Below are 24,382 nucleotides of genomic sequence, written 5' to 3' on the forward strand. Positions count from 1 at the left end.
CCTGCCTTCATTCTAATCCCCTCCTTTGAAAAATCAGCATTCCGGTCCGTCACTAGAACTGCGCGGGGCAGGCGAAGCTGGCAATTGCATCCAGCTTGAACGGATTGAGAACCGAGCCGAACTGAATATCGAATTCGGCAGCCTGTCCGCCATTCTCAAACCGCACCCTCAGCAGATCATCCGACTGGTTCTCGATATCGGCACCGTCAAACAGCCGGAAGGGCGACCAGTCGCCATTTTCGGTTTTGGCCTGCTGCCAGCCGCCGGGCTGGAAGGCGATGCGCGACAGGCTTGCCGTGTTTTCGCGCGAGGGCCAGGTGATCGATTTCGCCTGGACCGGACCATGATAATAAACGACCCGCTCGCCCTCAATCTCCAGCATTACCGCGCTGGATGCATTGGTAAGGGAGACGGGTTTGACATTGATCGAAACCGCCGGCGTTTCGCTACCATTCGGGAAAAAGGCGCGCGAGATCTTGTCGGCATTTTCGAACTGGGCGACGGCGCTGCTGGGAAGGCCGGCCGCGCCAAAGGTACCCTTCCAGCTCCATGGGGTCGTCGTCTTGTCGACAAACGGTTCCATGCGCTGTTTGAAGAAACTCTGGAAAACCCCTGCCGGCCCGAAGAGACGCGTGAAATCCGCAATGGCGACATCGCGCGCGGAAGTCCGGTCGAAGGGATAACGACCGGTGACGATCGAAGAGCACAGGGAGGCTGAATCTGATGCCCAGAGTTCGGCAATGCGGCTGCGAGCGGACTTCACCGCGAGCGAGCCGACATCCGCTGCCACGCCTGCCACCCAGACGTCGAGCGGTGCCGGCAGTTCGCGGGCCTGCTGCAGCAGGTCCTGATTGGCCTTGGTGAGCTGGCTGTCCACGTCGAACACCTTGGCGACTTCATCGGAGGTTGTTGCCGAGCGGGCAAGCTGTTCGTTCAGCAGCTTGAAATGCGCGAGCAACTGTTCCGATGGCGAACCACCGGTCTTGTCGCCATTGGCCTGCTCGCCCGTTGTGGCTGCGCCTTTTGTCGCCAGCATGTCGCGCAGTCTCGCATAGGGATCGGACGCATTCACCGAGGCCGCCAGAACGGCTGTGGTTGCGTCGCCTTCCGCAGCGGAGGCGAGGGTGGCGGGGTTTGCTCCGGGGCGGAGATCGGTCGCCTTCGCGATCGATCTGGCAGCCTCCATCACGATATTGCGCTCATTGGCAAGCGCGCGGGTCGTTTCCACTGCGTCGCCGAGGGTCTGGGACGGTTTGACCCGAAGGTCGGCCAGCATATCAACCCATTTTTTCTCAAAACGGTCGAAATAGATTTGTAGCGTGGCCTTCGCCACCTGCTCCACAGTCGCGCCCTTGATGGCATCATCAGAACCACGCACCCAGCCTTCGGAAAGTGCGATGCGGGCGGCATGAGCGACTTGCGGAATGACGACACGGTGATATCCATCCGCAGTGAATAGGCCCTCTATGCCCTCCACCATAGGCGCTTTGCTGCGACGCTCGAAAGCACGCTCTCCAAGAGGACCGAAAGCCGTCGCGGGTGTCCATTCCATCAGTTCGCGCACCTGTGGAAGACCGGCGAGAATATCATAGGCGCGTGTGCCGATCGCTTGATCGCGGATCGTTTCGCGGGCGGTAGCGATGAGCCGCGCATCGAGTTCGATCGGGGCAAGCACGCCGTCGGCCAGTGCCATTGCGTGCTGGTCAAGCGCTTCTCGCACCGCTGCCCTTCCATCACCAGGGTAAAGCGATGCGAACATCAGATGCGTCTGCACGGTCAGGAAATCGCGGTCCAGTGCACCCATCCCGCCCAGCATTCCATAGAGTTTCAGCGAATTGAACGTGCGGGTGACATCCTTTTCTTCCTTTAGCTGCTTTTGCAGCTGCACGATCATGCGCGGCAGCAGCAGGGCGTTGAGCGCGCGCTGATAGGCATCACGCTGGCGCCCGGCAATCTTGTCTTCCTGATCGAGACCGAGGCTGACATTCCACATGCGTTCGCGGGCAAAGCCGGAATTGGCATCGCGCAGATTGTCGAGCGCGGGGAGGATGCGCAGGAAATCGGCATCTGCGACCTCTCGTACGGGAATTCCCTGAACGAGTTGCTCATAAGCGCCAAGTTTGCGATCCGCTTCGGCGAGCGCCTGTGTATTGGCGAAATAGGTGAAAATCCAGCCAGTAAAGACAATGGCGACCGCGGCGGCGGATGCGCCATAGGCAATGCGCCGCACCAGCAATTGCCGCCCGGAAAGGCGTTTGTCGCGCATCACCAGTGCGGCTTCGGGGAAGATGACGTCCTTGAACAGCCGCGAGAGGAAGTAGCTCCGGCGGGTTCTGGGGGATGCGGGAGATCTTTCCGTTTCCGGCTGCGTTCCCGACGCTAAATAAACGCCGCGCAGAAGCGGCGCCTCAATGAGCGGCGAACTTGCGCAAAGCTCGGCAAGGGCTTCGTGCAGCCGGTCTTTCAGCCGCGCCAGCTCGGCCGGAAAACGGAAGATGCGTCCGCGTATCTCCGCATTCTGTTCCTGCTGCAGGCGTTCAATCAGCATGGCATCGACCCGCTGCTGCAGCAGCTCGAATTCTTCCGTCAGGCGCTGCGGCAGGTTCTCGGCGGAGTAGCTCTCATCCAGCTTGAAGGTTGTGCCCCAAACCTGCTGGCGATCGGTCTTGTTGAAACCGTCGAAAAACTCCACGAAACCATGCAGCAGGTCGGCCTTCGTCAGAACGATATAGACCGGGACCCGAGCGCGCAGATATTCGTCGAGTTCCGAAAGCCGCTGACGGATGGAGCGCAGTTCCTGCCGCTGTTCTTCGGAATCACGGTTGAGCAGATCGGGGATGGAGAGGGTAACCAATGCGCCGTTGATCGGCTGCGAACGGCGATATCGCCTCAGGAGGCTGAGAAAACCTTCCCAGCCGGCCTTTGAGGATCCGTCGAGATCGTCCTGCGTGGTATAGCGGCCGGCGGTGTCTATCAGGATCGCCTCATCGGCGAACCACCAGTTGCAGTTGCGCGTGCCGCCAATGCCCTTCACCGCATTTTCGCCGAGCGCATCGCCAAGCGGAAATTGCAGGCCGGAATTGGTGAGTGCCGTCGTCTTGCCGGAACCGGGGGCGCCGAAGATCACATACCAGGGCAGGTCGTAAATATAACCGAAGCGCTTTTTCGTGACGCGTCGCAAGAGAGCGAGCGCTTCCTTCAGGCGTGTCTGGATTTCGCCGATTTCCGCCTGCCGATTGGCCAGCGCCTCGCGCTCGATACTGTCGACGAGTTCCTTGTCCTGCTTGCGTCCGCGGTAGATCGTGACGACGATGTAGACCAGCCAGATGGCGACGATGATGCCGATGGCGATGAGCCGGGCCTGCACCGTTCCAAGCGGCTTGAAATCGCCGAGCGCAATCAGATAGCCGTAGAACCAGATGACGACGCAGAGCGCTATCACCCATAAAAGCGACAGGAAACGTCGTCCGACGAGGGCCGCATAGCTCTCGACATAGGAGCGGATCGTATAAAAATAGCTCAATGGATTCATGGCTGGGTCTCTCCCGGCTGCTGTCCCGGACTGTTCTGTATGGGCGGCGAGAGAATGCCGGCATCGCTCAGTTTTTCATCGGGATTGGTCAGGACCATGATTTCTGTTCTGCGGTTTATCTGACGGCCTTCTTCCGTCTTGTTGTCGGCGATCGGGTCGCTGTCGGCCCGGCCTTCGGTCAGGATTGCCTCAGGACCGGTGAATTGGGAAAGAATGTCTCCAACGGCCTTGGCGCGCGCCTCGGAAAGGTGCCAGTTCGATGGAAACTCCACCGTCTTGATCGGCACGGTGTCGGTATAACCGATGACCACCGCACGAAATTTCTCAGCCGCAAGCGCGCCGCCGATACGCTGGATGAGATCGCGGAACTGCGGGCTGACATCGGCGCTGCCTGTCGTGAACAGGCCCGAATTGTTGATGCGAACCCGCAGCCGCCCGTTCACATCCGCAAGGGTCACGAGCTTCCTGTCGACTTCTGGCTGCAGGAAGGCCATCAGCTTTTCAAGCCGGGAGGGTTGTCTCGGCTCCACGATTTTGGGTGGATCAACGACGCGGGGAGTTTCCACTTCAATTGGCGGCGGCGTTGGTGCAGGAGGGCTTGCGATCAACACGCTCGGTGTTTCGTTCGGCGGCAGATGAGCAAGTCTTTCGAAGGTGACATCGGATGCGCTGTTGAGCGACAGCGTGAAGAAGAGATAACCGAGCGCGAAGGCGAGCGCCATCAGCGACAGCAGGGTCCAGAGCGCCGCCATCGCGCGCAATGGCGTATGTCGGGCATCGACACCTTTCCAATGCGGAGAAAGCTCCCGTTCGAAGGCGCCATATTGGCCGATCAGCGTTTTGTAGAGGCTGTCGCGGATGCGTGAAAGCTCGAGCGCTCCTTTCGGTGAAACGCGGGTTCGTCCCTCGAAAGCCAGCGACAAGCACAGATAGATCAGAAGCAGCAGATCCTTGTTGGCGCCGGGCGACTGGTGGAAATGGTCGAGAATGTCGAAAACCCGGTCGCCGCCAGTGACGTCATTGTGGAACGTGGAAACGAGCCCGGAGCGCGCCCAGCCTGCCCGCACACCCCAAGGCTTGCTGAGAACGACGTCATCGACCGTCGCGCAGACGACATAATGCGCAGCCCTTGCCCGCTCGGGGCTGATGCGGGCGGAGGCGAGGTCGCGTTCATAGCGTGTAATTGCTTCAACGCAGGCGCGGCGAAGCTGGTCGGGATCCGGCTCGGCATCGCTGAAGCGCAGCAGATGTGCGAGGTTGAGAAGGGGAGCTGCCGATTGCACAAGTGTCGGAACCTCCTCGCCGCCGAAGTGGAAACCGGTCAGCAGCTGTTCGACCGGCATGGTGGCTTCTGTCCTTCTGGCGTGACGGGCCGGTTCGTCGGCCTCGACGATGTCTTCGAGGATTGCCGCCATGTTGCGGGCGTTCTGGTTGCGCCGGCGACTTTCCTCGGTGATCTCGACCACCGTTGGCAAGTCTTGCCAGGAAGAGGGGTTTTCCGTGCTCATTCGCGTAACGCCCACATTTCCATTTCAAGCCCAGGGAATTCGCCCGCTAGATGCAGGGCAATCGCCCCTGAACTATCGAGCTGTTTCCAGAGCGGCGACTGCGTGTCGATCTCGAAATAAACGGTGCCGGATCGATAGGGCAGTTGCCTTGGCAGAACCGGCAGAGACCGCACGGGAATACCCGGCAGTGCCACATTAACCAGTTCGGAAATCCGTTCCACCGGACCGACCTTGATCTGTGCCGGCAGGCGGCGGCGAATATCCTCGGCAGCCATATCCGCCCGCACGGCAAGCACGAAGCCGGCGTCGCGCAGAAGTGTGCGGTCGTGGATAGTGCCGACGCGGACGCCATGACGGCGTTCCACCAGTTCGATTGCGACGGCCGCCTGTTCTAGAACCGCAGACAGCGAGGTACGCAGATCATCAAACACAGCGCCGAAGGTGGCTTTCAGATCGTCGTGTCGATAGGGCGGGAAATCTGTCGCCCGCTTTCTATCCGTGGTGAAGGTGGCGAGCTCGCCGGCAAGCTGGATGCAGTCTTCGTAAAAGCGGATGGGATGAAAACGCGTAGCGTTGGCACAGCGATGCGCCAGTAGCGGATCGGCCCGGTTCAGGATCTGCAGCAGGAAATAATCGCCCACTTCCGCCGTTCCACGGATCGTCGGGTCACCGATGCGTTCGGCGATCGCCTGGGCGCGGTGGCGCACAATCCCCAGAAGCTCCGTCAGCAATTCGTTGAGACGGGGCGCAGCCGCGCAGCTGAGGCTTGGCGGGATGAAATCAGGATCAAGAATGACCGCACGGTCGGAGCGGACTTCGATCACCCGCGCCAGCCCGATGAGGTCATAACCTGAAAGATCGTCACCGGTCTTGAGGAACTTCAGGCTCAGGCGGCCGACATCAATCGGGGCCACGAAATCCGTCTCTATATTGGTATCGGAGACTTCATAGGTGGATGCGGTGAAACGCACATTGTTGGTGTCATTGTGGCCGCTGGCGGACATGTCGGCCTTGCCCGGTTGCCGAGCCGGCAGGGCAAGATAAATGATGGCATTCTTGACGCTTTCATCGAGATCGAGCGGCGGCGGCAGGTCGGAATCTTCAGGCGCCTCGAAGGGCGTTCCATCTGGAAGAATGCCGCGCAGGTTCGACAGAGCGAATTGCCCTATCGACAAGGCGCTGCGATCGACCCCGATCTCGGCGACGCCCCACGGATAGGGCGAAAGGTTGCGTGTGGTGTTGCGCACCAGGCGTTCGGTCCAACGGTCGGACTGCTGAAAATGCTGGACGCGAAGAAACATGCCCTCGCTCCAGGCTACACGGTTCTCATGTCTCATCGTGGTCATTTACCCCCTTGGCATCGGCTGTGGCCGCGTCAGTCTGCCGTACCGGCGCGGCTTCACCACGCGCTGCGCGCTGCAGGAACTGCCTGACCGGCAATGGACGGCCGTTTTCTTCGAATTGCTTTTTGTAGGCGGACCAATAGTCTGTTTTGGTGATTAGCCCCTGCCAGTCCCGGCGGCCGATCTTTGCCCGGAAATCGCTGCCGGCGTCGACAGACGCCTCGATAAGCCTCGGCTCGAGCCTTTGCGTGCAACCATGGATCAGGGTTTCAAGCGCGTAGGCAAGTTGCCGCTGCTGGCGGATGAGCCTTTCCATCCGCTCGCTCAAGGAGGCTGACGAACCTTGGCCAGCGCGCTCGCTCTCGAGTTCGAGAACGGCCAGACAATCGGCGCTTTCCTGCTCCAGCGTAGTCAGAAGATCGCCAATCTCCTGCGCGGTAGAAACGCCTGCAGCCGGTGCGTTCTCCGCTCGTAAGTCTTCTTCCGTCTCCGGGAAAACATTGTCGAAATCTTCGCTGCGGGCGGTCGAAACGGGACGAGAGATCATGACGGGCGTGTTTAGCGCGTCGGTATGTTCGTGCTCGCTGCTTGCAACCGGCTCCTCATCCCAGTTATCAGGAAGAATGGCACTTATTCCATGCGCCGCGGGCGGTTCGCTCCAGCCGATCTCGACATTTCGCGAAATGGATTTCGCCTTCCGTTTGGCGCCCTCGCGCCATGTTTCGGACCAGTCGTCGACAGAGGCAGTGTTGCCCATCATGCCGCCGGCCGAACGGCCGTTCGGGGCGATGTCCGCAAGGATCGCCGAAATGGTCAGCGGCTCGTCGCTCATTCGCAGGGATGCGTCGGGGTCGGAAAAATCCAGTTCGGCATCGCCGCTGATGGCGACCTGAAAAACCTGCCCGCCAATGTTGATTTGCGAACCGTCGCGGAGACGTGCGCTTTCGCCTTCGAGCAGCAGGCGGCCATCGACCAGCGTGCCATTCGCGCTCTGGTCCATTATCGTGAAGCCTTCGCCATCGCGGTTGAGTGTACAGTGCAGCTTGGAAACGCGCCGTTCATTGTCGTCGATCTGCCAGTCGCATTCCCGCGAACGGCCAATGACGCGGCGGCCGCGCTCGAAAGTCCACTGACTGGCTCTTGCTGCTCCGATATTGCGTGTGTCCTTGAGTGCAAGCTTCATATCCATGCCCTCACGCGGAAATCGCCGAGCCTTCCCGCTCGGTCACCACAGCGTCAGCGCTGTCTTGTTGGGCGGGTGCCACGCGAGCCCAGCTGTTCCAGCCGAGACGGGCGGGAGCATCGGACTGGCCGAGGCGGCAAAACGGAATGTCCTCCTTTTTCAGGATCACCTGCACATCGAAGTGCAATGCGCTTCCGACGAACAGGCGTGTAAGAGAAAATATTTCCGCAAGCCGTTTCGAACCGGGCGTGAGGGCCAGGTAATCCGCATAGGCGACAGGACCGATCACGACCCGGAAGCCGCCGCTCATATCTTCGACAGCGCTTCCCGCTGTGGTGTTCTGTCCGAGCCTCAGTCCTGATGCCTGCCCCAGCTGGCTTTGTTCGTGAAGCGGCAAAGCCACCCAACGCCGGCGAAACTGTTCGATATGGACCGGAAGTCCCGTGAATTCGCAAAGCATTGATGTCAGGGCCGAAACATTGCGGTTGCGGCCGGCCAGAAGACCGCTGAAACGCAGGAGCGCGTCTTCGCTCACGCCTGCTTTCTCGACCAGACCGGCAGTGCGGAACCCGATGAGGGCGAGCAGTGTTTTGCGGAAACCGTTGTCCCTCTGATCGGCCGACCAGCGCAAACCCCTTGCAAGACGGTATTTTTCCGTCGCGGATACAAACAGTTCGCTGAACCTTGCCGCAAAAAGGTTGAAGAAGCTCGCCAGCGCGCCCGAACGATTGCGTTCTTCCCGTTGCAGCAGTTCGCCGTAGGTCGGCGGTAGCGAACCAAGCGGGCCGACGATGGGCGCGAAAGCTGATTTCAGTTCGGCATGACCGCGCTTTCGGCTGAAACCGCTGACTGCAAGCGGTGTCGGCTGTATTCCGCCATGAGCACCGATGACGACCGCGTCATCCGGCGAAACGAACTGGGCGACGCGAAACGCGGTTGCAGGGTCAAAACGGCCGGGATCGTTGCTGAGAAGCGCCGCCTGTCTGTCTTTGATGGTTGGCGTCTGCTGTTCCATACCCGTCTCCTAAAGCAGCGGCCGGTCGGCCGCGCGGGCTGGCCAGCGGGCAATCGGTTTGGAGTGGCCTCGCATCGTCGCCGTCAGTCGCGTGAAACTGTTGATCGAGGTGTAGAGCCCGAAGAAATGGTTGAGGACGCCGGCGAAAACAAATGCGGCAGGTCGCGCGATCAGTGCCGGGTCAAACTCCACCGTGATATCTGTTCCCGGTACCATTGCCGAGCCAATCCGGGCATGAGAATTCTGCGCCTCGACATTGCTGATCGCCTCCACGATCTGTCGGGTTTCCGGGCTGTCCCTGAAGGAATAAAGCGAGAGAATGTCCTTCAGCGGCGCGCCGCCGTTGTCGGTGAGCGAGAGATGGTTGAGGAGAAGATGTGAGATCAGCCGCCACTCGCGTGCCGAACGCTCGTTGACGCGGATCGCCTCCGTCGGCGGCATCAGCGCATGGATGGATTTCACCGCCTCGTTGCCGGTAGAAAGCTGCAGGAATGGGTGCCCGCCGCCAAAGGGAAGCTGGCTTGGCAGTTCGCGGTTGAGGCAAAGTGTATCAATGCTTGCCACCATGTCGAGCGGCCCAAGCGGGCCGCGCTTCTGATCCACGAAGGCGATGTCCGTATCGGAAGAGCCGTCATCATCGAACCGGCGCTGTATCTGCCAGTAAACGTTTGCGCCATTATTGCGCTGTGTGCGACCAAAAAACGGAGACGTCTTCTCGGTCTGTCCGGAACGGCTGGTCAGTTGGACGTTTTCAACGGCATAGATCTCGCGCGTCCGCTGCCGCCGTGCATCCGGCAGCAGCCTGTATTCCGTCCGCGTACCATCAAGACTGAGCGGTTCGCAGCTTTGTTTGAACAGGTTGATCACCGGTGAGGCGTTCAACACAAAATCTCTGACCGACACCATGCGCTCAAGCCGCGTGTCGGCCGCATCCAGATAAATGTATAGCTCGCAGTCGCCGCCGCCCCATTTCTGCAGGCCGTCAATGTCGAGAAACAGAAATTTCTGCGGCAGCGCGAAGAATTCGGTGAGAAGCCGGTATCCATCAAAACTGTTGGCTGGATATGGCAGCATGGCTTTATCGCGAGAGTACCCGGACGGCGTAAGATTTCCGGCGGGCAGGAAAACGGCTTCCTTGTCCTCGGCGTGACGCGCAAGCGCCATGCCGACGCAATGGTTGGTCAAAAGCTCGTAAAGCGCTGTCGCCTGCTGCCATGCGGCGGACAGGAAAATCTGGAGTTTCGTCAGTCCCATTTCCGGGAAAGTACCGCTGCGCGGGGCCGTGCTGCGTAGCGAAAGCCTCAAACAGCTGGCCGTGCCGGCAAAGGACGCCGAAAAAGGGGCATCGATCGGCTGACCGGTGAGTGTGGCAGCTGCGATCTCCAGTGGAAGGATCTCGACGTCCTGCGTGGTGCGGAAACGGCAGCTTTCGCCGCCAACCGGTTCGGCGAGAATTTCGCTGTGGCGGGGAAGCGTCTGCACGGTTGCCAGCGCCGGGCTCGGAGCGAATTGCACGACGCTCATCGAAGGGATCGGGGCAAGATAATGCGGATAGAGCGTTTCCAGCAGACTGTCCGACAGTTCGGGGAATTCGTCATCCAGCTTCTGGCGCACCCGGGCGGCGGAATAGGCGAAACTCTGGATCAGACGCTCGACATGCGGATCGTCGGCAACGTCGCCCGTCATCCGCAGCCTGCCGGCGATCTTTGGAAACGCCGCCGCGAAACGAGATGCGCGCTTTCGCAGCGCAAAAAGCTCGTCATTGTACTTTTCGAGGAAGCCTTCAGCCATTCGTCGCCTCCACCAGGAATTGCTGCGTGGAAGGATCGATCCGGGATTCAAAGCTGATCGGCGGCATGCCTTCCTGTAGGCGGAAGCTTGCCTGTATGCGCATGCGAAGCGCCCGGTCACCATCCGTGCGGTTTTTCAGGATCGTCACATGCACGTCGGCAAGGCGTGTTTCGAACAGGGAAATCCGCCGCTCGATGCTGCGAGCGAGTCGCGCCTTGGAGGCATCCGTCACCAGATTGGCTGAAAGAATGCCGTCCACGCCGTAGCTTACGAGGGCATCGGACAGTTCCTTCAACGCAGCCGGCGGGCCGGCCGGGTTGCGGCGAGTATTGAGCAATGCCTCGAGGTCGCGGCGGATCACCTCGCGCATCTCGCGGGCCTGATCCTTCAGGCTGACGAGCGTATCCGTTTCCGCATCCGGCGCGTCATCGAGCAGCCGGTCCAGAACCGAGCGCGACAGCGTCCTTTGCCGTGCGCGATATTGCTCCAGCGGATCAACCACGGGCGATCTGCCTTTCTTCGTCGGACAGGGCGGAAAGCGCGCCGATTTCGTGGAACGGCACAACATCGTCGCCAATCAGCAGGCAGCGTTGGCCGAGACCCGTTATCAGTGGTTCACCCTCACTCCAGTGCGTTTCTCGACCGAGAAGGAGGCCGACATCGTCGCCCGCACCGTGATAGATCGCAGGAAGCAGCACGGATGCGACTGCCCCGTCGCGCAACGTCAGTTCGGCGCCGCGAAAGGCGAGGTCGCGCGGGCGGCTCATGGGGTCGATGCTGAGGCTCTCGATGCGTCCGTAATCGATCCAGAGATAACGTCCGCCGTTGGTCAGGACTTCCAGCGCATGCGGAACCCGATCGTCCAGATCGCGGATGTCGCCGGCGCTCTTGCCGTCGTGGCCGATTGGCACATTGCCGCGTTTTTCGTCGAGTTCATTCAACGCGTCTTTCGCGCCCTCGACATCGCCGCTCCGCGCGGCAATGTTCGCCCGGATGGCCAATTGGTCAAGTTCGGAGGGGCCGCCGGGGAAATCCGGTACGGCGCCGCTTTCAAACCACGCATTGCGTGCGGCCATGGCGCGCAGCTGGTGGCGGAAGAGGGAAAAACCGACGCTGTCCTGCGGTGAGAATGTTGCGGCCAGATTGCATTGCGCATCGGCCTTTTCATAGTCGCCGGCGAGGACCAGCAGATCGATGTAGAAATGGCGGCCATCCTTGTCGGTCGGCCTGGTTTTCACATGGTCCCGCGCGAGCCCGATTGCGTCTTGCAGCTGGTTGTCGTCCAGGAGGCGGGAAATTTCGTCGCGCAGCGTCATGCGGATATCCTTTGCGGCTCGGCCGAAGGCCGGGATGCGGCGGTGGCCGGCATCATGGTTTCGGCAATGAGGTGGAAGCTCGTGGAGACGTCATCGAGCTGGAAATGCGGCTGAAGGCGGACGGTACATGAGAATGTTCCGGGCTTGCCGGGAACCTCGAAGACATTGATCCCTGCAGAGCGCAGCGGATAGCGCGTGCGCAACGCCGCCTCCGCATCGTCGTTGCCGAGCGTATAGGAGGAAAGCCAGCTTTCCAGTTTACGCTCGATGGTCGTGGCATCGCTGAGCTGGCCGATGTCATCGCGCATGATGACCTTGAGGTAATGCGAGAACCGGGAGGCACACAGCACATATTGCAGCATGGCAGCGAGGCGGGCGTTCTGCCTCGCCGCTTCGGTGGAGTAATGGCCGGGTGCATGCAGGGATTGGTTGGCGTTGAAGATCGCCATGCCGGAAAGATAGGTTGTGGAGACGGGTACGATGCCCAGATCGGAAAATTGCTGTTCCTGCCCAGTCGTCAGTTGCACTTCCACGGGCGGCTGGGCGGACAGGCCGTTGCTCTCGATGCCGAGATCAAGCGGTGGCAATTGTCGGGCAGAGAGCATGCCACCATCCACGGCGTCCTGTGTCACACCGCGCAGATCCGCAAACCAGCCGGAATCGACGAAATTGCGCACCACAACCGTTGCGAAGGCAAAGGCGGCGTTGCCCCACAGCAGGGTCTCGCCGCTTTCCGCCACATGCTCGCGGAATGGAAATCCGTCATCCCGCCCGCGCGCATGGGGCCTGTAGGGAGAACGTAGCAAAACGCGCGGTGCGACAAGGCCTACGAAGCGTGAATCGTCGCGTGCGCGAAGCGCATTCCACCGCAGCCGCGATTTCTCCTGTTTCAGCCAGGAAAAGTCATGGACCCGGCTGAGCTCCGAAAAGTCCTGCAGCCCAACGGTGGAGGGCGAAGCCGCCGCTACGAAAGGGCAGAAGGCGGCCGCAGCCACCATGCCGATCTGTGACAGCGTTGTGATGGAATCGGCACCATCAAGATCATCAGGGGAAAAGGCGTAGTCACCGATCAGAAGGCCGACCGGTTCGCCGCCCGGCATGCCAAATTCGCGGTTATAGACGACCTCGAAAAGATGGCTCTGGTCGAAGTCGGTGGCGCGTTCCGTGTTGCGGGCAAGGTCGCGCCAGCTGGCGTTCAGCAGTTTCACCTTCACGTCGGTGCTGCGGCCCGCCTCGCGCACGACCATGGCAAGCCCGCGCCATCTCGCCTCCATCGCCTGAAAATCGGGATGGTGGAGAATAGCGTTCACCTGGCCGGTCAGCGCATCGTCGATGAGGGCGATGAGCTGGTCGGCGAAAATACGGGCGTCCGTGAAGGACTGATGCGCCATGAGTGTGCTCCGGATGATGAACGGGGCCGGGGTGGCTGAGCACCCCGCACCAGGCTCAGTTCTTCGACGGAATACGGGCGACCATGCGCAGCGAGGTCGTCAGTTCTTCCATCTGCAACCAGGGCCGCATCCATGCGACCGCATTGTAGGCGCCGGGTTTGCCGGGCACTTCCTGCACGGTCACCTTGGCATCGCGCAGCGGATATTTGGCGCGGCTTTCCTCACCCGCCTCGTCATTGGCGTTGACGTAGTTGGCGATCCAGCGATTGAGCCAGACTTCGCAATCGGACGCTTCCATGAAGGAGCCGATCTTGTCGCGCCCCATGACCTTGAGATAATGCGCGAAACGCGACGTGGCCATGATGTAGGGCAGACGTGCCGAAACGGCGGCGTTGGCCGTTGCTTCCGGCTTGTCGTAGAGCTTCGGCTTGTGCGCGGTCTGGGCGCCGAAGAACACCGCATAGTCCGTGTTCTTATAGTGGCACAGCGGCAGAAAGCCGAGTTTGCCGAGTTCGGCGTCGCGGCGGTCGGTAATGCCGACTTCGGTCGGGCATTTCAGATCCAGGTCGCCGTCATCGCTGGAGAAGACATGCATGGGCAGGTTTTCCACCTTGCCGCCGTTTTCAGCCCCTCGGATAGCCGTACACCAGCCGCTTTTTGCGAAGGCATCGGTCAGCTTGGTGCCCATCACGTATGCGGCGTTCATCCAGCAATATTCGTCATGCTCAAGGTCACCATTCACCGCACCCTTGGTTTCGTCATAGGCGAAGTCATCGATCGGGTTGGTTTTCGGGCCGTAGGGCATACGCGCCAGCACACGCGGAAGAGCAAGCGTGACGAAACGGGAATCGTCACTTTCGCGGAAGCTGCGCCACTTGGCATATTCGACCGTGTCGAAAATCTTTTCCAGATCGCGCGGACGGGCGAGATCGCGATAGTCCTCGAAACCGAACATGTGCGGGCTGGCAGCAGAGATGAATGGCGCGAAGGCTGCCGCCGCGATCGATGAGACGCCTTGCAGCAGCTGGACGTCATCGAAGGAATTGTCGAATTCGTAATCGCCGATAATGGCGCCGAGCGGTTCGCCGCCGGGGGTGCCGAATTCGTCTTCATAGATCGCCTTGAAGAGGCGGGACTGATCGAATTCGACGGCTTTTTCGAGATCGCGCGCCAGTTCACGCTTGCCGGCATTCATGACGCGGATCTTGAGGTTGACGCTCGTTTCGGAGTTCTTGACGAGATAGTTCAACCCGCGCCAGGTGCCCTCAAGCTTGGCGAATTCGGGCGCCTGCATGATAGCGGCGAGCTGTTCGGAAATCGTGCGGTCCAGCTCCGCGATCGCGTGGTTAAGGGTGACGGTGAGGTTGCGATCATATTTTACCGTCCCCTTCAGTGCTTGATCGGTCAGCGTACGCAGGAGGTTCTGCGCGCGGTCCGGTTCGGTTTGACGGGTAGCGGCAACCACCTTGGACAGCAGTCCCTGATCTTCGGCGGTCGTTGCCTGTGCTTCATTTTTCAGCAGGCTCTCAGCGCTCATGTTTCAGTCCTTCCACATGCGGCTTTGAAAATGCCGCTTGAACAGTTAGAAGCCCCAAGCGGGGCCGTTCGAGGAGATTTTCCTCCACACAGGCGATTATTCGTTCGCGCCGTTCTTTTCCTTGAGTTCGGAAACCAGCGTTGCGAGGTCGGTCTTGTTTTGCAGAATATCCTCCAGCATCCGCTCCAGATCTTCCGAACGGTCGGCCTTGGAAAGAAGGTCGCGCAGTTCATTGCGGGCATCCAAAAGCGCCTTGAGCGCCGGAACCTGCTGCACGACAGCGCCGGGTTCGAAATCATCCATACTTTCGAACTTCAGGTTGACCTGCATGTCCGTGCCATCCTTTTGCAGCGTATTGGCAACGGAAATATTGAGGCCGGGCGTCATGCGCCGCATGACTTCGTCGAAATTGTCGCGGTCGATCTGAACGAATTTACGCTCCCCGAACGGCTTGAGCGGCTGGGTGGGATTGCCGGAGAAATCACCGAGCACGCCGACCACGAAAGGCAGTTCCTTGACTACCATCGCGCCTTCGGTTTCGACTTCGTATTTGATGTGAACGCGTGGTTTGCGAACACGCTCCAGCTTCTCATGTACACTTGCCATTTCAACCTCCTTGGTGCCCCTTGGCACAGACGACTGTTACGGAGCGGCGTCGCGCTCCGCGCTTTCTATTTTCCGTTGCTCTCTCCGCTTGGCTTGATGCCGGCGGCGGTTAAGACTGCGTTGCGAACCTGGGCTTCCGGCAAAAGCTCGGCCAGCAGTTCCGAAAAATCCATGCGTCCCCTGCGCACCAGTGTCTCTATGGCAAGGGAGATCGGTGAATGCGGCTCGGTACGGCGGAAGTAACGCGCAACCGAGAGAAGAGTTTCAAATGCTTCGTCGCGCGATAATATGCCTTCCGGTGCGGTCACGGCGGGCCGCGCGGCCGCCGGCCCGCTCTCGTCTGAACCGCTGATGCCCACAGGTTCCTGTTCGACGGATGCCGGCTCCTGGTCACGCCCGCCGAGCGAGCGAATTGCAGACGCTGCTTCGACCAGCGTGTTGCGGATATGGGAACTCGGTGGTGCGGATTGCCCGCAGCGCTCGGCAAGGATGGCCATGATGGCATCAAACGCGGAGAGGCACGCAGTCACCTCTGCCAACTGGGATGACATGGCGGCAACGCCAGTTTCAGACGCAAGCCGATATAGCTCTTCGCGACGTTTGCTCTCATTTGGGCGCTGCGCGAGTTGAAAGTCCCATAGGCTGTGTTCGCCAAATTTGCCGCCTGGGATCAATGAGGCGAGGCGCAAAGGCTGAACAAGCGTTCCTTCGCTGCCGACACCGTTCAATCCCGCTAAAGGTGCAAATTTTTCTTCGTCATTATCGTCGCTGATTGACCGCAGCGAGTCCCAGTGGTTGTAAAACAGCTCTTTGCCGAGGTCGTAGATTTCGCGCAGACCATGAAAGCCGCGCAGGCGCAGCGATGCTTCCGCAAGCCACGCCAATATTTCAACATCCTTGCTTTCGGAATATATAATCTGCAATCCAAGATTGCTGACATTATCCCAGCTACTGGATATTTTCAGGTTATCCTGCGGAGAAGCGGCGCGCTCTTCTGTACGAGCTTGGTTTCTTTCATCCTTAATTCTATAGTATATTTCACGCGTTCTTGCGTTGACCCGGATATTTTCTCCGCAGTCATTCAGAAATTCTACATCTGTTTTAACGTTCGGCGCGTCCAACGGCAGTCTATCTCCGAGAAATAGTAATGGATTTTTTGTAGTTACTTCCCTTACGTAAGGCTATTCATAAGACAGACTTATTCTAAATGTGTCTAAATTGTGGCGTCTAGTGGATAATCTCATCTGGCAAAAAATCAACTTCGGGGTGGACAAGTTGGTTTCATCATCATATTTACTCCACGTCACGTTGTGGAATGAACCCGGGCAGGAGGCTCATTGCATGTCGCATATCGATCTCAACCGCCTTGTTGGAGCGCTTGAGCCAGACCTGCGTGTTACCCTTGAAGCTGCGGCTTCTGTTGCGGTGCGCATGGGGCACAGATACGTGGATATCCCGCATTGGCTGCTTGCGGTTGTGGACTCCGGCATCTATGCGAAAACATTCGAGGAATTAAAAATTCCACTTCCGGTATTGCAGGCTGAAATCAGCCGCAGTCTGGAGGAGTCCATCATCGGCGACGGAGAGGCATTGTCGCTCTCCCAGAACATTCTCACGGCAGCCCGGGAGGCATGGATTCTCGCATCGCTGGAGGCTGGCCGCGACCGTGTTACGCTTTGCGATCTTCTGTTGGCGATGGATGAGGAAACCTCACTTCGCTCTTTCGTCCGCTCGGCATTTCCTTCTCTCAAGGCGATGGATCGCACCGCGCTTGAGCGTCTTCGCAACTCGACTGAAAATGGCGCAGGCGTGGATGTTCCTTCCGCGCTGGCAGGCTCAGGGCAGGCAGGGACAGGACAGTCTGCAGGCCAGAATGATTTCTTGCGCCTTTACACCCAGGACATGACCGCAGATGCCCGCAATGGCAAGGTTGATCCTGTTATCGGCCGCGATGATGAGTTACGCCAGCTTGTTGATATTCTAACGCGCCGCCGACAGAACAATCCCATCCTGGTAGGTGAGGCGGGGGTTGGCAAAACGGCGGTTGCCGAGGCGCTGGCGCTGGAAATCGCGTCTGGCAACGTTCCGGAAAAGTTGCGCAATGTCCGCCTGCTGAACCTCGATATTTCGCTACTTCAGGCCGGTGCCGGCGTTAAGGGTGAGTTTGAGCGCCGCCTTCATGGCGTAATCGATGCGGTCAAACGTTCTACCGAACCGGTCATCCTGTTTATCGATGAGGCCCACGGTCTCGTTGGTGCGGGTGGTGCGGCCGGGCAGGGCGATGCGGCCAATATTCTCAAGCCCGCTCTGGCGCGGGGTGAAGTGCGCACCGTCGCGGCGACGACCTGGAGCGAATACAAGAAGTATTTCGAAAAGGATGCGGCGCTGACCCGTCGTTTCCAGCCTGTACATGTGCGCGAGCCGGATGAGACGACCGCCATACGTATGTTGCGCGGTGTCGCTGACAGCTTCGTCAGCCATCACAACGTTGTCGTTCGTGACGAGGCGGTCGTGGCCGCGGTGCAATTATCCGCACGCTACATGCCCGCGCGGCAGTTGCCGGACAAGGCCGTCAGCCTTCTCGATACGGCTGCGGCTGCCGTCTCACTGGCACGGCAGACCGAGCCGGAGCGGCTGCGCGCTATGGAAAGCGAGCGGCGCCTTCTCACCGATGAGTTGAACTGGCTTCTGCGTGAACCGCAGGATGGCGAGATTGGCAGCCGTATCCAGTCGATACGGGGCGAAGTCGAAAAGCTTGAGAGTGGAATCGATGATCTGCGCAGCCGTTACGACGCGGAGATGGCTGAGCTAAGCGAAGAGCAGCCGGTTGAAGGCGATGTTTCCAATGTCTCTCCCCTGCGGCCTGCGGTTGAGGCAAAACCGGCAAATGCCGAGAGACTTGTCCCGACGGTCGTTGATCGTGAGGCGATCGCCGCCGTCGTTTCGCGATGGACCGGAATTCCACTTGGCAAACTTCTGGCGGACCAGATCGAAAGTGCCCGGACACTCGATGCGCGTATGCGGCAGCGGGTGGTGGGGCAGGATGCTGCAATTGCACGGATTGCCGATGCCATGCGCACTGCGCGGGCCGGATTATCCGATCCGCGCCGCCCGCCGGCCGTTTTTTTCCTTGTTGGCATGTCCGGAACAGGAAAGACCGAAACCGCGCTGTCGCTCGCCGATATGCTCTACGGCGGCAACAGCCATCTGACGACGATCAACATGTCGGAGTTCAAGGAAGAGCATAAGGTTTCGCTGCTTCTCGGTTCGCCGCCCGGCTATGTCGGTTTCGGCGAAGGCGGCATGTTGACGGAAGCGGTGCGCCGTCGGCCGTTCGGCGTTCTGCTCTTGGATGAGATCGACAAGGCTCACCCCGGCGTCCAGGACATTTTCTATCAGGTGTTTGACAAGGGCGTGTTGCGTGATGGCGAAGGCCGCGACGTGGATTTCAAGAACACCACTATCTTCATGACGGCCAATACAGGCTCGGAGTTGCTCTCGGCGCTGTCGGCCGATCCCGACGCGATGCCGGAAGGCGAAGCGCTGGAAGCGCTTCTGATGCCGGAGCTTACCAAACAGTTCAAGCCCGCGTTCCTCGGGCGCACGATCATTCTTCCCTTCATGCCGCTTGGTACGGAGGCGCTTGCAAGGATCGTGGATATGCAGATTGGCAAGATCAGGGAACGTGTGCTCGCAACATATGGCACCGGCCTGACCCTGTCCAATGTGGCGCGAGATGCCCTGGTGGCGCGCGCCGGTGCAAGTGAGATTGGCGCACGCGCCATTGAAATCATGATCGGCAAGGACCTCCTGCCGCCTCTTTCCAGCTTTTTCCTCGAAAAGGTAATCGCGGGAGAGCGTGTCGGGAACATTGTTGTCGATTTTGGTGAAAACGGGTTCGGCATTCGTGCCGAAGAGGCTGGGGAAGCAGATGAATTCGCCGTAACCGAAGAGGTTGGGGTGGATAAAGTTGCCGCGTCGGATGGGGCTACCCGACGCATGCGGCATTAAACGAAGGGTAACTCGGCCTCGGAGCAAGAGGTCATTTTAGCTACAGGAGCTTACAGCATGCCAATTTATCTGCAGATTGACGGTATCCAGGGCGACGCCACCCATGAAGAACATCGCAAGTGGATGGATATTGAAGCCATTCACTGGAACGTGGCCCGCAACATGAACACCTCTGCTGGTTCTGCTGCAAACCGCGAGGCATCCGAACCGACCATTTCGGAAGTCATTCTGACCAAGGTTAGCGATTCTTCTTCCACCAAGCTTTTCCAGGAAGCCTGCGCCGGCCGGACCGGCAAGCTCGCAACCATTCATCTGGTGACCACGGGTAATCCCGGCAACACCTATATCGAGTATCTGCTGACAAACACGCTTATTGCCAGCTACTCGGTGGATTCCAGCGGTGACCGTCCGGTGGAAACCGTCAAGCTCAACTTCACGAAGATGGAAGTGAAGTACACGCCGTTCGACGACAACAACTCGCCGCAGTCTCCGATGATCGCCTCCTACGATCTGGCGACGACGAAGGCTGCCTGATCGTGACGCGACCCGGTGCCGGCGTTGCCGGCACCGGAACGTTTTCAATGCAGTTTTGCAGCTCACGTCGTGATGTTTCACGTCGAGTTTGGTCTAGGTGGTTTTTTGATGCGCTCCCTATATGCGTTTTTTGTTTCCGTGCCGGTTGTTCTGGCATCTTCCGGTCTTTCGCCGGTCGGTGCGGCGGAGCGGACATGGATATTCTCTGGTGCCGAACTCAAGCAGGCCATCGAGGGTAAGCTTGCCCCGGAGGTGTCCGATCCGGAAATGCGGCGGCTGGTTTCCGTTGCAAAATCAAGCGCCTATATCGCTGGCGTGGCCGATCTGACGAGCGGATCGGACTGGTGTGGTGCAGGCGCCGTGGCGCCCCATGAACTCAACGACCGGATCTACACCTATCTCGGCGATCTTCCTGCGGAAAAACTGGATGAACAGGCAGCCACTCTCGTGCGGGAGGCGCTCAAGGTCTCCTTTCCCTGTGAGCAGAAAAGTAACTAGTGGGACGAACCATGCGCGTTAACTTTGACACTCTTTATAAGAATTATCCGAGCAGCGACCCGTCGCACCCGAACTATGTCAGCCAGCGTGATCTTTTCACGGAAATAGGCTGGGATGATTTTATCGGTAACCCGAACTATCACAATACCTGTGCCATCCGCGTTAGCATCGCTTTCGTGAAATCGGGGATCAACATCGTGCCAGCCTCGCATCGCATCCAGAAAGGTCCATATGCGGGCAAGGGCATTGAGGTGAACATGCGCCGCCTCGCAAATCTGGTGAAACGGACGAGCTATCTAGGCGAGCCCGAACCGTTTACCCCCGCGACAGCGCGTAATGGCATCGGTGCCCGTAACGGTGTTGTGGCGTTCAACAATATCCCTGGTTACACCGGAGGCGGCCATATCGATCTTGTGCGGGGTGGCTCAGAGGCCACCCAATGCGCGTCGGCCTGCTACTACAATTCGGAAACGATCTGGTTCTGGCCACTTCAGTCCAGCCGCGGGTCCTGATTAGGAGTGTTCCATGAACGACCAGTCGTCACTTTCTGATTTCGTTCAGGCAAGCCGCGTCCTCAAGGTCAAGTCGCCTTTGGGAGAGGATCAGCTTTTGCCGGAGCGTCTGACGGTCGAGGAAGGCGTATCGCAGCTCTTTGATATTCGCCTGACGGTGCGTGCCAAGAAGGAGGCGGTTAAGCCCGAGGAACTGATCGGGCGGCTGGTCGATGTTTCGCTCGAGATCAGCCAGGGCGAGGGTGAGGGCGGCGGTGTTCGCCGTCCCTTTAACGGCCTTGTAACAGAGCTCCATGAAGGTCCTCCGATCACGCGTGGGTTGCGCTCTTACTCGATGACCATTCGGCCACAGATGTGGTTGCTTTCGCGGCGTTCCGATTGCCGCATCTGGATGGACAAGACGGCGGTCGATATCGTTGAGACGCTGTTTTCAGAACACGGCATTCCTGCACCCGATACGTCAGGCATCATTTCGCCGCCGCCTGCACAGCACTACAGCGTACAGTTTAACGAGACCGATCTGGATTATCTCACCCGCCGTTTCGAAGAGGATGGCCTGTTCTACTGGTTCAGCCACGAGGACGGTTCCCATAAGCTGCATGTTGCCGATAGCGCCAGCGGCTGGCTCGGGCCGTCTCCGGCTGCCCAGGGGGATGGAACTGTGCGGCTGGCGCAGGGCTCGTCGGACCGCAACCACATCAATGACTGGGCACGGCGGTTCTCCTATGTCTCCGGCCAGCGGGCGGGCGCGGACTGGAATTTCGAGACGCCGGGCATGGTGCCTGGCACGATGACGCCGTCTCTGGTGCAAATGCCGGACGCGACGAAGCGCGAGCTCTACGAATATCCGGCCCGCATCAAGACGGTGGAAGAAGCGGAACGGGCGCAGAAACTGCGCACCCAGGCGATCGAGGCCGATCACGACCGGGTATTCGGATCGTCCACCTCACGCATTCTCGAACCCGGCCGTCGCTTTACGCCTTACGAGGTCGCCCATCCCGAACATGCCTATGAAGAGCATGTGATCATCAGGGCAAGCCACAGCATCGTTGATCTCTCCTATGAGACAAACAGCAACGAACCGGAATATCGCAATCACTTCGAGGCAATTCCGGCCCGCGTGCCGCTGACGCCCCATCGGTCAACAAAACGCCCGCGCATCGAAGGCACCCAGGTGGCGATCGTCGCTGGCCCGGAGGGTGAGGAAATCCACCCGGATCAGTATGGCCGCATCAAGCTGTGGTTCCCTTGGGATCGCAAGGCAAAGAAGGATGGTACGGATACGTGCTGGGTGCGGGTTGCGCAGAACTGGGCGGGCTCCACTTGGGGCGGCCAGATCATCCCGCGCATCGGCATGGAAGTGATGGTTGCATTTGTGGATGGCGATCCGGACCGGCCCCTGGTCACCGGCGTGGTGCCGAATGCGCGTCAGACAGTGCCTTATGAGCTGCCTGCCAACAAAACCAAGAGCACGTTCCGGACTAACACGCACAAAGGTTCGGGCTTCAACGAACTGACTTTCGAAGACGAGAATGGCCGCGAGGAAATTTACATTCACGCGCAGAAAGACCGCAACGAAAAAATCCGAAACAATCACAGCGAACGGATTGATAATAACTGGGTCCAGTCGGTTGGCCACAATAAGTCGATCGAGGTGCGCAACAACCACCACGAGGTTGTTGGTGGCAATATGATGGTTACAGTTGGGCCGAGCGGGATAGGAAGGGTCGTGAATTCGGTGCTGAATTCGCTTGTGAGCGGGATTGGCGACGTTGCAAAGAACCTCGGTTTTCCAGGGCTTCTCAATCCTGGCGAGGGCAATATGTCCGTCATCGTCGAGAAGAACAATACTGAGAGCGTGGGTGTGTTCAAAGCCGTCAACGTGGGGGCCGGAATGGCTACCAATGTCGGTATGTCCTACAGCGTCAACGCAGGAACACGTGTCAATCTCATGAGCAACGACACGATGTCGCTGTCTGCGCAAAACAGCGCGACCGTACATAGCGGGGGCGAATTGCACCTGACTTGCGGAAAGGCCAATGTTTTGATGCATGAGGATGGAACTGTCACGCTGAGCGGTACGAAGCTCTTTCTCGACTTTGAAGAGATCGAGATCAATGGCGAACAGCGTGTTGTCGTCAATGGCGGAAGGATAGATTTGAATTGAGAAGCAATATGACGAGAATCCTGGCCCCGGCATGTGTGATCCTTATGGCCTCCAGCTCTTTTTCCTTCGCAATTGAATGCGAAACCGATCCGGCCAAATTCGCCTTCACATCGGATACGCCATCCACCTTCAACATCGGAGAGAAGCAGGATGTTGACCGAGCCTATGCAGGGCTTGCGGCCGTTCTTGGGCCGTTAGACAGCTATACGAAAACGCGCATTTTCTATTCTAAAGGTTATGAGGACATCAGGGACTACGACTGTAGGGAAGAAAAGTGCCGAGCGATGGAGGTTCTCGAGGGGCTCCAGCAATGTGGCGCGGGCGGCATGGCCAAGAAGGACGCGTGTTATCCACTGGCGGTCGTTTACAAACAGAAGCTCTATTGCCTTCTTTATCCGGGACAGCAGAACTTCGATCCGTCGAAACCATTCGTACCCTATGTGCCATTCAAATACGGTCAGGCGGAGCAATGAGCGACAGCGCATTTCCCTATGGCAACGACCTGAAAACTCCCGACTCCTGGGCTGGATTGGCACATACCAAATCCCAGTCATGGCTGATTGGTTATGACAGTGGCGCATCTCTGATTCTTGGTGCGCACACCTTTCTGTTGTTCGGCCGGGAGAACTTGTGCGCCTGTGTCGCCTCGTTCTACGGGGCCGGCCTGTCAGCAGGTTACGGCATGTCCAATGCCGCCAAGCGCGTTGAACGCGGCGGCGGGCAGTCGATGAGGATCGGTCAGGGCGGCGGGGCTTCCGAACAACTCAAGACGATAGAGGATATGAAAACCGCAAAGGACATATCGGACATCCCGACAGCGGGAGACCAGTATGATTCCGCTGAAAAAATTTACCGTTTTCTTGCTGCGCAACAGAACGGAATGAGCGCTCTCAAACCGTTTTGTATCAACGATCTGGATTACACCATGGGGTGGGTCTCAGGCGCTTCTGTTGATGCGGCAATAGGGGTCGGGACATATTATCTTGCCGACGCCCGCAATCTTTTCAAAGGGGCGACGGCCCTCAATGTCAAGACCGAAGCCACCCTGGTTGGCGCGTCCCTTGGTTCCATGATTGGCTTTTGGCGAGTTAAAAAATGGTACTCGCTCTGGAACGAGTTGTCCCGGTCAAAACGCGAGGAATACCCATTCCAAGCCTACAACGTTCATCCATATTTCCGTGAATGGAAGTCGGAAGAATATACCTATCAAAAGCAGCTTGATCGTATCGCGGAACAGGACCGTATCATCAACTCGATCACTAGGGACATGCAGGTCAATCCCGCTAAATACGGTTTCCCTGATTCCGGCTATGCACTGCAGAGGTCGGTAGAAATGACCGAGAAATTCTATTCGGGTGCGCGTTCCCCTGACAGTAACCCGTTCATGCCTTGGGTGCCTATGGACAAGCAACATATATTCTATGAGGGGAGGTGAGGC

The 24,382-nt window shown here is 58.9% G+C and carries 19 protein-coding genes; 7 read left to right on the top strand and 12 right to left on the bottom strand.

Features of this window, described 5'->3' with window-relative positions; genetic code table 11:
• Positions 1-52: 52 nt before the first annotated feature.
• The 12 genes from tssM to tssA all read right to left on the bottom strand — a co-directional run bounded on the left by tssM (position 53) and on the right by tssA (position 16,343).
• Positions 53-3,532, bottom strand: coding sequence for a type VI secretion system membrane subunit TssM (tssM, locus tag J5276_RS24075; protein WP_174012469.1), 3,480 nt, complete (start codon positions 3,530-3,532; stop codon positions 53-55).
• The gene (gene tssL, locus J5276_RS24080) at positions 3,529-5,040 is read right to left on the bottom strand and encodes a type VI secretion system protein TssL, long form (protein ID WP_111796488.1); all 1,512 of its coding nucleotides are present in this window, start codon (positions 5,038-5,040) and stop codon (positions 3,529-3,531) included. Before tssL ends, tssM begins: the two co-directional genes overlap by 4 nt.
• Positions 5,037-6,377 carry a type VI secretion system baseplate subunit TssK gene (gene tssK, locus J5276_RS24085; protein ID WP_111796504.1) on the bottom strand — a complete coding sequence of 447 codons (1,341 nt, stop codon included), beginning with the start codon at positions 6,375-6,377 and terminating at the stop codon, positions 5,037-5,039. The genes tssL and tssK overlap by 4 nt, the downstream gene beginning before the upstream one ends.
• Complete coding sequence (locus J5276_RS24090; protein ID WP_162694925.1) at positions 6,367-7,572, bottom strand: type VI secretion system-associated FHA domain protein; 1,206 nt, start codon at positions 7,570-7,572, stop codon at positions 6,367-6,369. The genes tssK and J5276_RS24090 overlap by 11 nt, the downstream gene beginning before the upstream one ends.
• A 4-nt stretch (positions 7,573-7,576) precedes the next feature.
• Positions 7,577-8,581, bottom strand: coding sequence for a type VI secretion system baseplate subunit TssG (tssG, locus tag J5276_RS24095; protein WP_111796487.1), 1,005 nt, complete (start codon positions 8,579-8,581; stop codon positions 7,577-7,579).
• Between the two features lie 9 nt (positions 8,582-8,590).
• Positions 8,591-10,372: a type VI secretion system baseplate subunit TssF gene (tssF, locus tag J5276_RS24100; RefSeq protein ID WP_111796486.1), complete on the bottom strand. Its 1,782-nt coding sequence runs from the start codon at positions 10,370-10,372 to the stop codon at positions 8,591-8,593.
• Positions 10,365-10,874, bottom strand: coding sequence for a type VI secretion system baseplate subunit TssE (tssE, locus tag J5276_RS24105; RefSeq protein WP_111796485.1), 510 nt, complete (start codon positions 10,872-10,874; stop codon positions 10,365-10,367). The genes tssF and tssE overlap by 8 nt, the downstream gene beginning before the upstream one ends.
• Positions 10,867-11,688 (bottom strand): type VI secretion system accessory protein TagJ, encoded by an 822-nt coding sequence (locus tag J5276_RS24110; protein ID WP_111796484.1) that lies wholly within the window; start codon positions 11,686-11,688, stop codon positions 10,867-10,869. Before J5276_RS24110 ends, tssE begins: the two co-directional genes overlap by 8 nt.
• Positions 11,685-13,079: a type VI secretion system contractile sheath large subunit gene (tssC, locus tag J5276_RS24115; protein WP_111796483.1), complete on the bottom strand. Its 1,395-nt coding sequence runs from the start codon at positions 13,077-13,079 to the stop codon at positions 11,685-11,687. Before tssC (J5276_RS24115) ends, J5276_RS24110 begins: the two co-directional genes overlap by 4 nt.
• Before the next feature lie 55 nt (positions 13,080-13,134).
• Positions 13,135-14,616, bottom strand: coding sequence for a type VI secretion system contractile sheath large subunit (gene tssC / locus J5276_RS24120; protein WP_004431481.1), 1,482 nt, complete (start codon positions 14,614-14,616; stop codon positions 13,135-13,137).
• Positions 14,617-14,712: 96 nt separating this feature from the next.
• Positions 14,713-15,222, bottom strand: coding sequence for a type VI secretion system contractile sheath small subunit (tssB, locus tag J5276_RS24125; protein WP_013760989.1), 510 nt, complete (start codon positions 15,220-15,222; stop codon positions 14,713-14,715).
• Between the two features lie 65 nt (positions 15,223-15,287).
• Entirely contained in the window at positions 15,288-16,343 is a 1,056-nt protein-coding gene (tssA, locus tag J5276_RS24130; RefSeq protein ID WP_111796482.1) for a type VI secretion system protein TssA, read from the bottom strand.
• Between the two features lie 220 nt (positions 16,344-16,563).
• Here tssA and tssH point away from each other — a divergent pair, with 220 nt between their 5' ends.
• From tssH to J5276_RS24165, 7 genes are all read left to right on the top strand, one after another.
• On the top strand, positions 16,564-19,233 hold the full coding sequence (tssH, locus tag J5276_RS24135; protein ID WP_111796481.1) for a type VI secretion system ATPase TssH: 2,670 nt from the start codon (positions 16,564-16,566) through the stop codon (positions 19,231-19,233).
• Positions 19,234-19,290: 57 nt separating this feature from the next.
• The gene (locus J5276_RS24140; protein ID WP_004431488.1) at positions 19,291-19,767 is read left to right on the top strand and encodes an Hcp family type VI secretion system effector; all 477 of its coding nucleotides are present in this window, start codon (positions 19,291-19,293) and stop codon (positions 19,765-19,767) included.
• 108 nt (positions 19,768-19,875) lie between these two features.
• A complete protein-coding gene (locus J5276_RS24145) occupies positions 19,876-20,265 on the top strand; it encodes a Rap1a/Tai family immunity protein (RefSeq protein WP_013760986.1) in 390 nt (129 codons plus the stop codon).
• 11 nt (positions 20,266-20,276) lie between these two features.
• Complete coding sequence (locus J5276_RS24150; RefSeq protein ID WP_013760985.1) at positions 20,277-20,777, top strand: type VI secretion system amidase effector protein Tae4; 501 nt, start codon at positions 20,277-20,279, stop codon at positions 20,775-20,777.
• Between the two features lie 13 nt (positions 20,778-20,790).
• Positions 20,791-22,944 (top strand): type VI secretion system tip protein TssI/VgrG, encoded by a 2,154-nt coding sequence (gene tssI / locus J5276_RS24155; protein WP_111796479.1) that lies wholly within the window; start codon positions 20,791-20,793, stop codon positions 22,942-22,944.
• A gap of 8 nt (positions 22,945-22,952) precedes the next feature.
• A complete protein-coding gene (locus tag J5276_RS24160; protein WP_019566791.1) occupies positions 22,953-23,417 on the top strand; it encodes a hypothetical protein in 465 nt (154 codons plus the stop codon).
• Complete coding sequence (locus tag J5276_RS24165) at positions 23,414-24,379, top strand: hypothetical protein (RefSeq protein ID WP_019566792.1); 966 nt, start codon at positions 23,414-23,416, stop codon at positions 24,377-24,379. The genes J5276_RS24160 and J5276_RS24165 overlap by 4 nt, the downstream gene beginning before the upstream one ends.
• The last annotated feature ends 3 nt before the right edge of the window (positions 24,380-24,382 follow it).

It is taken from the genome of Agrobacterium sp. S7/73 (assembly GCF_019355535.1).
GTDB classification, from domain to species: domain Bacteria; phylum Pseudomonadota; class Alphaproteobacteria; order Rhizobiales; family Rhizobiaceae; genus Agrobacterium; species Agrobacterium tumefaciens.

Excerpts from the sequence above, each read along its gene's own strand:
- tssC (WP_004431481.1), bottom strand. The coding sequence starts at position 14,616 with ATGAGCGCTGAGAGCCTGCTGAAAAATGAAGCACAGGCAACGACCGCC.
- tssM (WP_174012469.1), bottom strand. The coding sequence starts at position 3,532 with ATGAATCCATTGAGCTATTTTTATACGATCCGCTCCTATGTCGAGAGC.
- tssF (WP_111796486.1), bottom strand. The coding sequence starts at position 10,372 with ATGGCTGAAGGCTTCCTCGAAAAGTACAATGACGAGCTTTTTGCGCTG.
- J5276_RS24160 (WP_019566791.1), top strand. The coding sequence starts at position 22,953 with ATGACGAGAATCCTGGCCCCGGCATGTGTGATCCTTATGGCCTCCAGC.
- J5276_RS24165 (WP_019566792.1), top strand. The coding sequence starts at position 23,414 with ATGAGCGACAGCGCATTTCCCTATGGCAACGACCTGAAAACTCCCGAC.
- tssI (WP_111796479.1), top strand. The coding sequence starts at position 20,791 with ATGAACGACCAGTCGTCACTTTCTGATTTCGTTCAGGCAAGCCGCGTC.
- J5276_RS24145 (WP_013760986.1), top strand. The coding sequence starts at position 19,876 with ATGCGCTCCCTATATGCGTTTTTTGTTTCCGTGCCGGTTGTTCTGGCA.
- tssG (WP_111796487.1), bottom strand. The coding sequence starts at position 8,581 with ATGGAACAGCAGACGCCAACCATCAAAGACAGACAGGCGGCGCTTCTC.
- J5276_RS24090 (WP_162694925.1), bottom strand. The coding sequence starts at position 7,572 with ATGGATATGAAGCTTGCACTCAAGGACACACGCAATATCGGAGCAGCA.
- J5276_RS24150 (WP_013760985.1), top strand. The coding sequence starts at position 20,277 with ATGCGCGTTAACTTTGACACTCTTTATAAGAATTATCCGAGCAGCGAC.
- tssB (WP_013760989.1), bottom strand. The coding sequence starts at position 15,222 with ATGGCAAGTGTACATGAGAAGCTGGAGCGTGTTCGCAAACCACGCGTT.
- tssC (WP_111796483.1), bottom strand. The coding sequence starts at position 13,079 with ATGGCGCATCAGTCCTTCACGGACGCCCGTATTTTCGCCGACCAGCTC.
- J5276_RS24140 (WP_004431488.1), top strand. The coding sequence starts at position 19,291 with ATGCCAATTTATCTGCAGATTGACGGTATCCAGGGCGACGCCACCCAT.
- tssH (WP_111796481.1), top strand. The coding sequence starts at position 16,564 with ATGTCGCATATCGATCTCAACCGCCTTGTTGGAGCGCTTGAGCCAGAC.
- tssK (WP_111796504.1), bottom strand. The coding sequence starts at position 6,377 with ATGAGACATGAGAACCGTGTAGCCTGGAGCGAGGGCATGTTTCTTCGC.
- J5276_RS24110 (WP_111796484.1), bottom strand. The coding sequence starts at position 11,688 with ATGACGCTGCGCGACGAAATTTCCCGCCTCCTGGACGACAACCAGCTG.
- tssL (WP_111796488.1), bottom strand. The coding sequence starts at position 5,040 with ATGAGCACGGAAAACCCCTCTTCCTGGCAAGACTTGCCAACGGTGGTC.